This is a genomic window from Shewanella sp. M-Br (assembly GCF_036245925.1).
GTDB lineage: Bacteria > Pseudomonadota > Gammaproteobacteria > Enterobacterales > Shewanellaceae > Shewanella > Shewanella oncorhynchi.
Genome location: NZ_BJBV01000008.1, coordinates 84,705 through 99,255, shown reverse-complemented (window position 1 = coordinate 99,255; position 14,551 = coordinate 84,705). Strand labels below are relative to the sequence as shown.

The 14,551-nt window shown below is 44.0% G+C and carries 12 protein-coding genes; 6 read left to right on the top strand and 6 right to left on the bottom strand.

Features of this window, described 5'->3' with window-relative positions:
* The first annotated feature begins 42 nt into the window (after positions 1-42).
* Both AAA952_RS08625 and AAA952_RS08620 read left to right on the top strand, forming a co-directional pair.
* Positions 43-360 (top strand): hypothetical protein, encoded by a 318-nt coding sequence (locus AAA952_RS08625; protein WP_105250113.1) that lies wholly within the window; start codon positions 43-45, stop codon positions 358-360.
* A gap of 252 nt (positions 361-612) precedes the next feature.
* The gene (locus AAA952_RS08620; protein ID WP_338256117.1) at positions 613-1,818 is read left to right on the top strand and encodes a serine hydrolase domain-containing protein; all 1,206 of its coding nucleotides are present in this window, start codon (positions 613-615) and stop codon (positions 1,816-1,818) included.
* A gap of 140 nt (positions 1,819-1,958) precedes the next feature.
* Here AAA952_RS08620 and AAA952_RS08615 read toward each other — a convergent pair whose 3' ends face one another.
* From AAA952_RS08615 to yjjX, 4 genes are all read right to left on the bottom strand, one after another.
* Positions 1,959-2,378 (bottom strand): hypothetical protein, encoded by a 420-nt coding sequence (locus tag AAA952_RS08615; RefSeq protein ID WP_263265622.1) that lies wholly within the window; start codon positions 2,376-2,378, stop codon positions 1,959-1,961.
* Positions 2,379-2,539: 161 nt separating this feature from the next.
* The gene (locus AAA952_RS08610; RefSeq protein WP_338256115.1) at positions 2,540-5,002 is read right to left on the bottom strand and encodes an ankyrin repeat domain-containing protein; all 2,463 of its coding nucleotides are present in this window, start codon (positions 5,000-5,002) and stop codon (positions 2,540-2,542) included.
* 238 nt (positions 5,003-5,240) lie between these two features.
* On the bottom strand, positions 5,241-6,290 hold the full coding sequence (locus AAA952_RS08605; RefSeq protein WP_263265624.1) for a bifunctional helix-turn-helix transcriptional regulator/GNAT family N-acetyltransferase: 1,050 nt from the start codon (positions 6,288-6,290) through the stop codon (positions 5,241-5,243).
* A gap of 4 nt (positions 6,291-6,294) precedes the next feature.
* Positions 6,295-6,855 (bottom strand): inosine/xanthosine triphosphatase, encoded by a 561-nt coding sequence (gene yjjX, locus AAA952_RS08600; protein ID WP_263192596.1) that lies wholly within the window; start codon positions 6,853-6,855, stop codon positions 6,295-6,297.
* A 258-nt stretch (positions 6,856-7,113) separates the two neighbouring features.
* Here yjjX and AAA952_RS08595 point away from each other — a divergent pair, with 258 nt between their 5' ends.
* Complete coding sequence (locus AAA952_RS08595; protein ID WP_338256110.1) at positions 7,114-9,678, top strand: acylase; 2,565 nt, start codon at positions 7,114-7,116, stop codon at positions 9,676-9,678.
* A 451-nt stretch (positions 9,679-10,129) separates the two neighbouring features.
* Entirely contained in the window at positions 10,130-11,425 is a 1,296-nt protein-coding gene (locus AAA952_RS08590) for an aromatic amino acid transport family protein (RefSeq protein WP_028761640.1), read from the top strand.
* 109 nt (positions 11,426-11,534) lie between these two features.
* Here the strand turns inward: AAA952_RS08590 and AAA952_RS08585 are convergent, their stop codons facing one another.
* Positions 11,535-11,978, bottom strand: coding sequence for a GNAT family N-acetyltransferase (locus AAA952_RS08585; protein WP_105250107.1), 444 nt, complete (start codon positions 11,976-11,978; stop codon positions 11,535-11,537).
* Positions 11,979-12,191: 213 nt separating this feature from the next.
* Between AAA952_RS08585 and AAA952_RS08580 the strand changes: the two genes are divergently transcribed.
* On the top strand, positions 12,192-12,488 hold the full coding sequence (locus tag AAA952_RS08580; protein ID WP_105250106.1) for a hypothetical protein: 297 nt from the start codon (positions 12,192-12,194) through the stop codon (positions 12,486-12,488).
* 209 nt (positions 12,489-12,697) lie between these two features.
* Positions 12,698-14,032: a dicarboxylate/amino acid:cation symporter gene (locus AAA952_RS08575; protein ID WP_338256106.1), complete on the top strand. Its 1,335-nt coding sequence runs from the start codon at positions 12,698-12,700 to the stop codon at positions 14,030-14,032.
* Between the two features lie 73 nt (positions 14,033-14,105).
* Here the strand turns inward: AAA952_RS08575 and AAA952_RS08570 are convergent, their stop codons facing one another.
* Positions 14,106-14,522: an META domain-containing protein gene (locus AAA952_RS08570; protein ID WP_330147430.1), complete on the bottom strand. Its 417-nt coding sequence runs from the start codon at positions 14,520-14,522 to the stop codon at positions 14,106-14,108.
* Positions 14,523-14,551 lie beyond the last annotated feature (29 nt).

The window sequence follows — 14,551 nt, the reverse complement described above, 5'->3', positions numbered from 1 at the left end:
AACTTATCATGGATGTAATAGTTGTAGGATTAGGAGGCTTGTTTGAAAAAGTTAGCAGTAGTATCACTTATCTGTTTCTCCCTCAGCGCATGCTCTTCACTCAATGAAGTTAAATTGGATTCTCAATCGGTATCCAGCTACATAGGTGAAAAGGTCAAAGTCACCACAATATCTGGCGAACAAATGGAATTTCAAGTCGAAAGTGCAACGGAACAGCAGATCGAGGGAGAAGGGCAACTAGTCAAAATTGAAGATATACAGACGTTGGAAGTTGAGGAGTTTAGCCCGCTAAAATCGATATCACTTTCTGCAGGCTTATATATGTTAGGTGCGATAATTATTACTATTGTCGTTTTATAGCCATTTTGAATGTGTATTAGCTTCAACTTGAGATATTCAGTCTACAAACTGGGGCAGACTGCCACTTGGTTTATACGGCTCGGATTAGCTTCGTCGCCCTAGGTATCACTTTGTTGTGTCATTTTTATATGGAATATTTCCTTTATAATTCAATTGTAAAGATTAAATTGTATTATCCATAAAAAGCGCTTGTGATAAGCTTGCTTTTTTCTAGCAGGCAGCATTATTTGTTAATTACGTTAAGGATAACCCATGCGCTTGAGTGTTATCAGTACCCTGTTGACTGGTTTTTTATTATTCCCAAGTGCCAATAGTTTTGGTCTGTTATTAGAAACAGGTGCTGAACAAGAGCAAATCGGGCAAGGCAGTAACTCGATTGCCGTTGAAAGCCAAACCGCATCTTCAGTATCGAAGGTGGCGGAGATCAAGACCTTAATCCAAACCGCAATAAAGGATTCGCCGCAGCCATTTAGTGGCAGTGTTATCCTGCTTGAGCAGGGCAAGCCGCAGCTTGAACTACAAAAGGGCGAAGGCATTAGTCAAGATTCGCGCTTTGTGATGGCATCGCTCTCTAAACAAATCACTGCAACCTTGATATTGCAGGCGGTCGATGCGGGGAAACTCGAGGTAAACCGTTCGCTTAATCATTATCTTTTTGGTGATGCTGAAGGGAATAATAAGGCGCTAAAAGGCATGGATGCAGGTGTAAATCCAAGTGCGGATGCATTGAATACCAGTCGATATGATGCGCGGATTACGCTGCACCAACTGCTAACTCATACATCGGGTGTCGATAAACTGGGTAAGGCTAATCGATTCGAGCCGGGTAGCCAATTTGAATACTCCAACTTTGGTTATTCACTGCTTGGGCAAGTGCTTGAGAAGGTCAATCACCAATCCTTTGCCGAGCAAGTGGCGCAGTTTGCAACGCGATACCAGCTTAATGGCCTGAGTGCTGAGCTTGGCAGTATTGAGACTATTCGCGCTAAAGTGCCTTTACTCGCCGTAGGTTTACAGGAAAGCGAGGTGATTTCCCCCTCTGACTTAGTGCTTGATGAAGCTTTGTTGCCCGCTGGCGGACTTATTGCCTCAGCGCCAGCTTATGCCGCCTTTCAGCATCTATTACATTCTGGCAAGTTGATGAGCGCAGAGAGTTATCAACGGATGACAACGGCGTATACCGAGATCCAATTCTTATGGCCGAATATGCGCTATGGCTATGGGGTGAGGATCAATAAGGACGATGGTCTCGTCGAATACAGTCATACGGGCTATTTATCTGGCTATATGTCGATGACACTTCATTATCCTGAATTTAATTTGGATCTGGTGATGCTGGAAAATCTATCGCTAAATCTTAATGATCGCGCTCGAGTATTTGAACTGCATAATCAGATACGTCAAATCATTCGTAGCCAGTTACTGCTTGTTAAAACATCACTTGCACCAGTGATTTGAGTAAACTGACTACTGACATAAGTGCCCTTATGCTGATATTAAGCATGGTACTTTAGTACTTAAAAGATTTCTAAGATATAGTTTCTGCGGGAGATAATGGCTACTATCTCCCGCGTTAAGGGAATAAATATAGTCTTTTACTACTTAATGTCGCCATATTTAATTGAATCACGACTATCTGTTTCATATATCATTTCATATTCATAGTTCAATGAGTCTAACAAGCTAATTATATAATCTTCGGATTTAATTCTTTCGTATCCAGGAAAATCTTTGTGGAAAATGATACTCAATAACCAGCTGCATTCTGGTTTTGATGGTGCGAAAGTATTTGCATCAAGATCTACATTGGGAAATAATTTAATGAATGTGCCTGTCTCTTTATTTAGATTCCAATGGTAATGTTTTATCCTGAATGGTAAAAAACTCTCAAGCATAGTAGGGTTCTTAGCTGTAGATGTTTTTCTATCTATTAATACTAGAAATTCTTTGAGTTTATTATGAATTGTTTTTTCATCTTTACTTGTTGACTTTATACCAAATAGTACTTGATGTTTCATATGGTTGAATCTCCTCATTGAATAGATTTTATCGGCACTGGTGTCTTTTAAAGAGCCATTTTCTTTAGTTAAGGGTGTAAGTTTGTTAGCTAACAGAGAATTCAAACTCTATTTTAATGATTAACGTCCCTAACAAAGAGACGTTAATCTGTGACTTACAGTTACCAAAAGCGCTTTCTAAGTGCGGTCTCGATATCAATATCAACCCTAAAGTACTGCAAAATAGTCCAAACTGAATCGACTAAGGCTTCGGTAAGCGCTGGATAATCATCCTCGATAATTCCGTTAATTTCTTCGACTGTTTCATCGATATATTCTTGAACACCTTCCTCAAATTCGGCCTTTGTCGCTTGATTGCGGAAAAAGCTAAAGTTATCGAGCTTTTCTATCAATTGATCAATAAGGACTCTCACCGAATTGAGTTGCTCAACTGTGATCGTGGGATCGGTGGCGATCAGTTTAAAAAAGCTCTGCACTTTGGTTTTGAGATCGAATAGCGTTGGGATTTTATCTCGATTTGCCGCCGCATTACTCACCTCTAATTTGGTTTGCTTGACGGAGGCAGGTGTCACATTCCCCTCAGATGCTTGCGGATTGGCCGTCATAGGATCGGCATTGCTCGAAGCAGTTGCTGGTATTGCGCGATTGTGGGCTATGGTTGTGGGGGCTGGCGGTATCTCGCGCCCCAGTGTTTGTAGCAGGCGGCGCTGGAAATAGCTTTGCGGCAGGGCTTTGCTGAGTGCTTGCTCAAGCTGAGTTTCACTGTAGGAGGCTATCTGCAGCAGCGCTTCGAAAATCTCTTTATATTCTTGCTCAATAGCTGCTAGTAGCGGGCTATTGCCTAAGCTATTGGTCACGGTTAAGTCGGCGCCATATTGCTGCAAAAGTCTTAAGATCCGCACAGCTGTTGATTCAAAGCGGGGGAACTCGATTGAACTGCCACCTATCACAGCGCAAAGGGCAGGAGTGGTGTCTTCGGCATTGATGGCATTGGGGTTGGCGCCATGTTCGAGTAGCGCCTCTACGCAGGACTGTGCGCCGTAGTAACTGGCGCACATTAATGGCGTAAATTGCTCATCCACCGAGAATTCTTCTAACTTTGCTCCATGGCGCAGTAAGAGTTCTACGGTTTTTCGCCGCATAGGGCCGGTAATTTCATCCCACCAGTAGGTCGAAATCGCCTTGTGTAGAATGGGCGAGTTATCGTGACCGCAATGGGTAAAAATATCCCCGCCTTGGTGAATGAGCCATTCAAGTAGTTGGCTTCGACAGGAGATAGCCGCCGCGGACACATAGTTAGTGTTGTAGATATTGGTGAGGCTTAAATCTAGCCCCTTGGTGAGCAGATATTCCATCACTTGGATAAGCGTTGCTTGATCTTCTTTCCCTGAACCACGCTGGCAGATAGTGAGTAAGGTTGGTTCATCCACCGCCCCAAATTTTTTATTGATATCCATACCATATTGCAGGAACAGATCGAAAAACTCGGGCAGAAAGGTTTTCTTTTCGACCATTGGATAAACCAATAGTCGTAAATTCGACCAGACTAACATCTCATAGGGTTTACCCGTATTCACAAATTCGGCATTTGGATTAGCGCCATATTTGAGCAACAGTTCAAGGGCTTGGTAGATGTAACTCCGTTTATTCGGATCGGTAAATTGGGCATTATTAATATATTGGTTGAGCAAGGGTGAATGGTCGGCATCAGGCGGTGTCATTCTATAGATGCGATTGATATCGACGGTGGCCTTAATCAGTTTTTCGATAATCCTAAGGTCAAATTCCGAGGTCAATGCCGCATAGACCAAACTTTTGGCGTGAGAATCGGCTTTGAGCTGCGGATAATGGTCTAACAGGTATTCAGTGTAGTCTTGCGCTTTGGCGTAAACGCACAGTTCTAATAGATTAGCATCATCCCAGAAGCTGCTATCGTTGGCCATAATATAGCGTGACTTTTTAAATGCAGGGAAGCGTTTAACTAAGGGAGAAAATGTTTCTACTCCCCAAAATTCGCTCGAAGAAATAATGTTTTCAATTAGGCTTAATTTGCCAATGTCTAATGGGATATCTTTATTAATGATATGCAGGAACAGATCTTTATTGCGTTCATCATATAATATTTCTAGTGGGTGATTTAATTCACCATTAGTCCAAAAGCTCACCGGTTTATTGATATCTAAGTTAGCTGCAAGTAGAAGGTCGATCATGTCTCTACGTTGATGGTCTTGATAGATATATTGCGGATTAGGATGAAATAGATAGTTGAGCCAGCAATTACTATATTGATTTTGAAAGTAAAGATTGGCACTAGAGTCTAGGTATAGGGTAACGAGTTCTGAGTTGTTATATTCAATAGCCGAATGCAAGGCACTGAAACCATTACATTCAATTTTAGCGCCTTTGCTAAGCAAGTATTTTATAAGCACTAAATCGGACTGAGGACTGCAAGATAGTGGAACTAATATATTGCAGGGCGAAATATTGAGATCAATAAAGTTGAGATCTCCACTATCGGCAAGAAATTGATCAACTTTCTTTATTTTAGCCGAGGTCGAAAGCGTGTTATCTAGGCATATTTCCCGAAGTGTGAGTTTCTTATCACTAAAAATCCAACTGAGCATAATGTTCCCTATTTAATGCCGTTAACAAAATGGTATCAAACGCCTTTCAATTTATTAAAAATTGAGTGAGGTAAATTGCCATATTTTAATGCATTTAAGTTAAGAAAAACTATGCCCTAAGACTGATAATTAAAATCATCTTGCTGAATAACATTTGCTGATACAAATTGATAATGCCAAACAAGTTTAATCATGGCAGTTTGGCATTGTTACTTTGATTGGAATTCTGCTTCATATCCTATTGATTAAGATCTAGCTGCATCGGCATTTCGCAGGCGTCGTGGCCTGTGTTCCCTAGGGGAGCTGACAGATGTACAAAGCCTAATTTCTCATAGAGTTTTACGGCTTCATTTAGTACAGCGGTGGTTTCTAAATAGCAGCTTTGATAACCCGTTTCGCGGGCGAAATCGAGTGCCATTAACGCTACGCGTTTTGCGAGTCCTTTGCCGCGGATTTCTGGCATAAAGTACATTTTTTGCAGTTCGCAGACGCCATCATTGTTAGCTAAAGGCGCAATACCGGCGCCGCCTAAAATGCGGCCCTCTAATTCAATAATCCAATAGTTGGCGCCCGCTTGGGAGTAAATCTGGCTTAGGCAATCTAAGGTCGGGTCCGCCACGCTATAGCCTTTATCCGCGGTTAAGCCGTATTCGGCCGAAACATCGCGGATGACTTTGGCAATTGCGGCATCATCTTGGGCTGTGGCTTGGCGAATGTGGCAACCACTTTGCTGCTTGGCGTTATGTACGGCTTGATTATATAACACGAGGGCCTCTTCGATTTGTGAAGTTTGCAATGGAGTCAGTTGGGCTAAGATCCCTTGGAACAATTGATTTTGTTGAGTATCCAATTTAACGAGTAACTTCTTACCCGCAGGTGTCAGTTGCACAACTAAGCAGCGACTGTCCCGTGGGTGCACCTGACTCTGGGCAAGATGTTTATCGATCAAATGCTTGATAGCGCGGCTCGCATTGGACTTATCAATGCTGAGTTTGCTTGCAAGCTCTTTGATGGTCAGGGGCTGCTTGCCTATCTCAAACAGGGCATGGGCTTGCACGGGCGAAAGGGGTAAATCCCCAAAGGCGGCGTTGAGCATGCCTAAATTTCTCACCAGATAGCGAGACAAATGCCTGAGTTGGGCGGATGAGCCTGACTCAGTCGTTTGCTTAGTTTGAGTCACAGGCTTCGCGGGATCTTGAGCCAATGGTGCGTCTGTTTGAGCCATAGTCGAATAGGTTTGGTTGCATGTCACAACTAAGTTAGCGGGCTTTAATTCCTCTTGCAACATATTACTAACAATCGACTGTGTAAATATCAGGATTCAATAATGGCGCCATGGCGAGAATAATCGCTTGGGTGTAATTACTTTCACGGGTCGCATGGCCGTGGGTGAGTAAACCTATGGCACCGCCTTTTTGCTTAATATTGATTGTATTGAACAACCTATCCATGACATCCCCGAGTTCTTCCCCCGCTTCTAATGCCCGATAAACTTGCATTGGTAAAGGTAAAATCGCACTGCGGCCAATGGCAAGCTGGTCTTTATGGCCAATCGCGATATAGGCGAATGTGGCAGGGCCAAAGTCGAAACAATCGACACCGCCTTCCATCGCAAAATAGTAATCGGCTTTAGTCTCTTGCGGGTCCTGCTGTTGACAATAGCGCACCCGATTGATCGCCCCTTGGCGAGTGTCGAGATCTGTCATTGGCTGCGCCGCAACACCAGAAGGGGCATCCATACCGCTGGCTTCTATGATGCTCTCAGGGAACAGCTGTGCTATGGCGTTAGTTGCCGCGTTGATTTTTACTGGGTTTTTAGAACCCACTTTTATCTTAATAATGTTTTGTTGCATATAAGTTATTTATTTTGGATTTTAATGTGGACGCTCGTTTGAATCATTGCTTAAATGGTCTGAGGTGTCTAAGCGTTTGGGTTTTCTATTCTGCCACAGTCGTCGGCGAAGCTCAGTAAAAAAGCCAACAGTAGGGGAGGCAATAGCCAGCCTTAGGGACTAGGAAGCGACATGCAACTATTGCTCCTTCAGTAATTTGGGCTGGAATAGGCAGTAAGGCTATGTCATTGAAGGAACCAAAACCAAGAGATAATAATAATGAAATTCAACAAACTCGTGATTGCTATGGGAATGGCCTGCGGTGTAATACTGACCGGCTGTAACGATAGCGAAGATAGCACTACGCCTACCGAACCTGAAACTCAACTGCAAGCTTTTGCCCCCAATGGTTTACTCAAAGCCAGTATTCGCCGTACGACCTATGGCGTGCCGCATATCCAAGCTGACAACTTAGAAAGTTTAGGTTTTGGTAGCGGTTATGCGCAGGCACAGGACAACTTATGTGTATTAGCCGATGGTTTTATCAAGGCGAACTCACAGCGTTCTATGTACTTTGGTCCCCATGCGTCGATTGACTTCACTACTGGTCAACCCACGGCGGAAGATAACGGTAACCTTATCTCAGATTTTGCCTATAAAGCGTTAAAGATCAGAGCACAAGCCGAAGAAAAATGGCCGAAATTTAGTGAAAACTCTCGGGCACTTATCCAAGGTTTTACCTCTGGTTATAACCAATATCTTGCTGATGTCGAAGCGGGAACACAAACGGCAGAACCTTTCTGTGGCGGTCAGCCTTGGGTGAAACCCATAGTGCCAGAAGATGTGGTGACTTATTTGTTTTCTATCGCCTTATTACCGGGCGCAGCTAACTTTCTCGATCTGATTTTTTATGCTAACCCAGGAGATGCACAGGAATACATGCCGCGTATCGTTGGGCCCGCGCCTAGCCAAGACCAAACTACATTTGTGGCCGATATGCAGTCTAAGTTGATTGCCCGCGCGGCTCGTATCACGACACCAGAAACCAATCCCCGCGATTTAGGTTCAAATGGTTGGGGTTTAGGCAAGGATAAAACTGAAAATGGTAAGGGCATGGTGCTAGGTAATCCGCATTTCCCGCATACGGGTAACCTGCGCTTTTGGCAATCCCATATTACGATCCCAGGGCATTTAGATATGATGGGCGGCTCGTTAGTGGGTATGCCAGGACCGATTAATATTGGTTTCAATAAAGATCTCGCTTGGACTCATACCTTCTCTACCGCTGAGCATTTTGTGATGTATAACCTTGAGTTAGTCTCGGGTGATCGGATGCAGTATTTGTTTGATGGTAAACCTATGCCGATCACCAAAGAGACAGTATCGGTTCTAGTGAATGCAGGTCCTGCGGGCATGCTGGTCGCCGAGAAAGATATTTATACTACGGCCAAAGGCCCTATGGTCGAAGCTCCTCCCGCTTTAGCGCCTTTCGGTTGGGATGATGGCAGTGCCTTTATGATCCAAGATGCCAATATGGGGACTATGGATCCTGTTGACCATTGGTTAGCCATGAACATGGCCACGAACAAAGAAGAGTTCCAACAGGCATTTAAGGACTACGATGGCGTCATCTTCAATAACACTATGTACGCCGATAAAGAGGGCAATGCTTTCTATATCGACGACTCAACAGTACCAGGATTATCCGAATCTGCAGTTGTGTTGTTAAAAACCTCACCGGATATTAAAGCGGCTAAGGCAAAAGCCGGATTTACGATTTTACCCGGTAACACTTCGTTGTTTAGCTTCGATGGTCCTACGCCCTATGAGCGTGCGCCCAAGCTTGAGCGCAGCGACTTTGTGCAAAACTCCAATGACTCCTTTTGGTCGACTAACTTGAATGAACCGCTGACTTACTTCTCGCCTATGTACGGCGCAGAGGCTGGACAGCTATCACTACGTACACGGATGGGCTTGAGTTTAATGCAGGACGCCGCGGGGGCTGATGGCAAGTTCAGCTTGGAAGAACTCGAAGCGGCTGTGCTGTCGAATCGCAGTTATCTCGCCGAGTTAGTGCTGCCTGACTTGATTGCTCAGTGTGATGCCCAAGGCAGTACACCTGTGGTAGTGTCGGCGAGTTTATCTAAGGATATCTCTTCGGCTTGTACGGCATTAAAGGCGTGGAACGGTAAGCAAGATAACGATAGTAAAGGTGGTGCTTTACTACGTGAATTTGCCCATCTATTCAGCCAAACAACTATGTTGACCCAAGGATTCGATCCCGCTAATGCGGCAACGACACCTAAAACCTTGACTACGGATGGTAGTGCCTTAAAGGCCTTGGCTCACAGTGCGCTTAACCTTGAGGCCGCAGGCTTTGCCTTAGATGCGCCATTGGGGGATGTGCAATTTGTGGAGAAATCTCTGCCAGATGGAACGCCAAGCGGGTCGCGTTTACCTTGGCCGGGTAGCCATAATGCTGAAGGTGGATTCAACGTGTTTTCAACCAGTTTGTCGGGTGATGACACTTTGATCCCGCAGCACAAATACGCTGCTGTGATGGATGTGGTCACTGGCAAGGCGATGAGTTCTGGCTTAACGGCGAAAGGATACCAAGTGCGTTACGGGTCAAGTTGGATGATGGCGGTGAACTTTACCGACGAGGGGCCTGTGGCGCGGGGGATTTTAACTTACTCTGAGTCTAGTAATATCTTAACGCCTGCGTTTGCTGATCAAAGTATCTTGTACTCGAGTGCTAAAAGCTTCCGTCCTTTGTTGTTCAAAGAGGCTGACATAGCCCCTGCTGTAGTGTCGACAACTGAGCTGACACTACAAAAACCATAAGTCAGATTTTGCGCTTTAATCGTTAGCGGCTCACTTCGGAGTTGAATCTGGATGAGCCGTTTTTTATGCGTGTTTGCGACTGATAGCGATTTGTAAAAATTTAACATTAACGACTGTGATCTCGATCTACCTTAGGTGTGAGTATGCGTCGACTAGTCTCGTTTTATTGATTTTTGTGACATATGCCCGGTTAGCTGTTTTTCTCGGCGCTTATGCAATGTCACTGGATTTGGCTTGAGGTGAATATCTTGTGTTTTTAAGTGGCTTTTTATGTATATGTTTTGATGCTGTATTGAAAACTTATTACATTAAATCAGCGATCTAGATCTCAATATCAGTTTATTATGAAATTCCCTTACATAAAGCCGTGTCAGATCAACTTTTATGGGCTTTTTTTGGTTATCCTTAGCGCGAATTTATTATGCTAGTCACACCGTAAGGTAACTTTTATATGCAAAAAGATGCGACCAGTGTTCTTGGAACACCTCAAAGCACACAGAATCTAGATTCAACGAAACACTTACCTTGGACTCGCCAAGACACGACTTGGATGTTGAGTTTGTTCGGCACTGCCGTTGGCGCTGGAATTTTATTTTTACCTATCAATGCGGGCATGGGCGGCTTTTGGCCTCTTGTGTTAATGGCAGTGATCATTGGTCCTATGACCTATCTTGCCCACCGTGGTTTATCTCGTTTTGTTTGTTCATCAAGCATTCCTGGTAGCGACATTACTCAAGTAGTTGAAGAGCATTTTGGTGTTGGCGCGGGTAAAGCCATTACCGTACTGTATTTCTTTGCTATCTACCCGATTGTATTAATTTACGGTGTGGGTATTACCAACACTGTTGATAGCTTTATCGTCAATCAGTTAGGCATGGCATCGCCACCACGCTTCATTCTATCGGGTGTATTGATCCTCGGTATGATGGCTGTAATGGTCGCAGGTGAGAAATTCATGCTCAAAGTGACACAATTGCTGGTGTATCCGCTGGTGGGTATTTTGGCCTTTATGTCTATCTACCTGATCCCTGAATGGAAAATGGATGCTTTACTCGTTGTACCAGAAGCGGGTGCATTTTTAGGCACAGTTTGGTTAACGATTCCAGTTTTAGTGTTTGCCTTTAACCATTCTCCAGCGATTTCACAGTTTTCTGTGTCATTGAAACGTGACCATGGCGCGAATGCTTCTCGCAAAGCTGATGTTATTTTACGTAATACTTCCATGATGTTAGTGGGCTTTGTGATGTTGTTTGTGTTCTCTTGTGTGCTGTCATTATCGCCAGCACAATTGGCCGAAGCGAAAGCTCAGAATCTACCGATTTTGTCTTATCTCGCCAACGTGCATTCAAGTGGTTTTGTGAGCTACTTTGGTCCATTAATTGCCTTTATCGCGATTGTGTCTTCTTTCTTTGGCCATTACATGGGCGCGACAGAAGGCATGAAGGGGATTATTGTTAAGCAGTTAGACACGAATAAAAAAGGCATTTCAGAGCAAAAAATCAACAAATTTATTCTGGTGTTTATGTTTGTGACGATTTGGGCCGTGGCAATCAAAAACCCAAGTATTTTGAATATGATTGAAGCTTTAGGTGGCCCAATTATCGCGGCTATCCTGTACTTGATGCCTATGTACGCTGTATACAAAGTGCCAGCATTAAAAGCGCACCGTGGTCGCATCAGCAATATCTTCGTGGTTATAGCGGGTTTATTGGCAATGACGGCTATTCTGTTTGGCTTCTTTCGTTAAGTTTTAATCTTAGTAGAAACGCGGTTTGAATGTGAATCGTGAGTCGTAAAAAGAAAAGGATCGTGCCATTGGCCCGATCCTTTTTTATTACGTATAACATTTGAATCGCTTATTTTTCTTCGTACATTAAGTAGTAACTCTGCTTCATCCCTAACGCTTGATAGGTCTGCTGTGCGGCGAGATTTTCTTGCTCGACATATAAACGGAAGCTTGCGGCACCACCATTGGCTTCGGCCAGTTGTTTGACTTCGCTGTAGAGTTTGGCATAGATGCCTTGGCGACGATTTTTCGGGCGAATATACACACTCTGGATCCAGTAATAATCCTTCGCACGCCAATCGCTCCATTCAAATGTCACCATGAGCGAGCCGACTAGCTCACCTGCGATTTCAGCGACCAGGTAAAACCCTTTTTGCGGGCTCTCAAGTAGCGTTCCCACACCTCGAGTCAGTGTCGCTTCATCTAAGGCTAGGCCTTCGGTTTCTTGGGCCATGGCCTGATTAAACTGCACTAAGGCGATTAGGTCTTGAGCCTTAGCTTTACGAATCAACATACTACAACTCCTAGGCGGTTATTTGGCAATACCGCTCTTGCTTAGTAAACAACATTTTGTGATTCACTTTATCATGGAACGACGAGGGATAACGAGTTTGGCTGTGGCAAGTTAGGCACTGATATTATTTATTGCTGTGGATATTTGTACGACTAAAGTCTTATCTGCTAGGCTTATCTTTAGTGTCCTTTCGCTGAACTAAGTGAGTTAATGATGGGATTTATTAAGTCTACTCGCCGCTATAAACTTAAAATTTTACCCGTCTATGATATTGCTGCTGATGAACAGATAAATCATCTTCTGCATTTTATTTTAACGCTGTTGAGCTTCGGTTTATGGGGTTTAGTTTGGTGGTGGTTGGTCTTAAAAGCTAACGGTAAGTCCGACTTTATTTTCAGTGGTTTTGATGACGATTATTGGAGTTATTTGATTGAGCGTGAGCAACCGCCTGCGTCGCTTTATCGTCAGCAAATAGCACCAAAAAAAGTCACAGAATATTTTGATGCTTAAGCAGGAAAACTAACATCTCAGCAGCCAATTTAACAAAGTTGGTTTGGTTAATATTACTGATTTTAAGGCGGTTTAGCTCAACGTGACCCAGATCATCCCTCGATTAAAACCCCTCTGCTAGACTCGGCGATTGCCCCATTTAGACTGAGAAACTAGCGCGCTAGTTTTGGTCTTTGCCCCATCATAGTTTCGAATTCAAGGTTATCAATATGACAAAACAAAAGTCGTCAGCATTAGGCCGTATTTGGTCTCGCTGGATGTCAGTGCCGCTGTGGCTGCAAATTGTTATCGGTATGGTGCTAGGTATTTTAGTGGGCATCATCTTCGGCGAGCAAGCGACTCACTTAAAGCCGATAGGCACCTTGTTTGTTAATTCCATTAAGATGCTGATTGTGCCATTGGTGTTTTGCTCACTGATTGTGGGCGTCACTTCGATGCAAGATACGAACAAGATGGGGCGTATTGGTTTTAAATCTTTTGCGTTTTATCTCTTTACCACGGCTATCGCGATCACTATCGGTTTAATTGTCGGTTATGTTCTTCAACCCGGTGCTGGTTTAGGTTTGTCATTGGCAGATGGCGCGGCTCAAACTGCCAAAGAAATACCTTCTTTAGTCGATACTTTGATCGACATAGTGCCGACGAACCCTATTGCGGCTTTAGCAAGCGGGCAAATTTTGCAAGTTATAGTATTTGCGATTGTTTTAGGTATCGCCTTAGTGCTGATTGGCGAGCATGGAAAACCTGCAATTAAAGTGTTCGAAAGTTTAGCTGAGGCCATGTATAAAATGGCCGACATGGTGATGAAGCTCGCACCCTACGGTGTATTTGGGCTAATGGCTTGGGTAGCGGGGGAGTATGGGATTGATATGCTCTGGCCACTGATCAAAGTCATTATTGCTGTGTACCTTGGCTGTATTATTCATGTGATTGGATTCTATAGTTTTTTACTGCGCGGATTTGCGAAGTTAAGCCCGCTGCAGTTTTTTAAAGGGATTAGCAATGCCATGTTAGTGGCGTTTACCACATCGAGTTCTGCGGGCACGCTTCCTGTGAGTATGAAGTGTGCGAGTGAAAATTTGGGGGTTCATAAGAAGATCTCTAGCTTCGTATTACCGCTAGGCACCACAATCAATATGGATGGCACAGCATTATACCAAGGGGTCACAGTGCTGTTTGTGGCACAGGCGTTTGGTATCGACCTGACTGTCGTCGATTATCTCACCATTATTTTAACGGCGACGTTGGCCTCTATTGGTACTGCGGGTGTGCCCGGTGCGGGTTTAGTGATGTTGACTTTAGTACTCACAACCGTAGGGCTTCCCTTAGAAGGGGTGGCATTGATTGCGGGAATTGACCGTATTTTAGATATGGTGCGTACTGTGGTAAACGTCTCCGGTGACTTAGTGGCGACGACTGTCATTGCAAAGTCTGAAGATGAGTTGGATATGGCGCATTATAATGCCGACATAGATCAAAGCGCCGTAATAGCCGAACAGAATATTGCCCTCGAAATTGCAGCGGCTAAGAGTGTCAAAGCATAGGGAGCTTTTATTGCTGGTTCGTTAACTAAAAAAACCGCCATTGGCGGTTTTTTTATGCTGACAAGTTTTATGGTTACTTCATTTGGCTTAACACTAACACTGGCTTGTCGTCGCTGTTAAGTAAGGTAAGTCGGCCTTGCACTAATTTTGCTTTGGTAACTAATGGCATAGCTTGCATCACTTTGTGCTCTTGCTGCATTAGGGCATCCACGCAGGCTTTCATTGTGCTACCGGCAGGAGATAGCTTAAGCTCTTCGCCTTGCTGAGTATATTGACCGAAAAAGTTATTGCAGCTGTTGTTGCCATGTAATTTACCTTCGGCCTCAAAGGTGATTTGCGCTGGGCTGTAATCGATAGTCGGTTGGCCTTGGACCATTTCAATGTGCCAGTTGCCTTCTAATGGAATGGTCTCATTTTGGGTGATATCGGCACTTTGGCAGGCTGTGATGCCTAAGAGTAATGCACCTAAGATGAATGTTTGTTTTAACATCGTTGCGGTTCCTTTTTTCCATGATTATG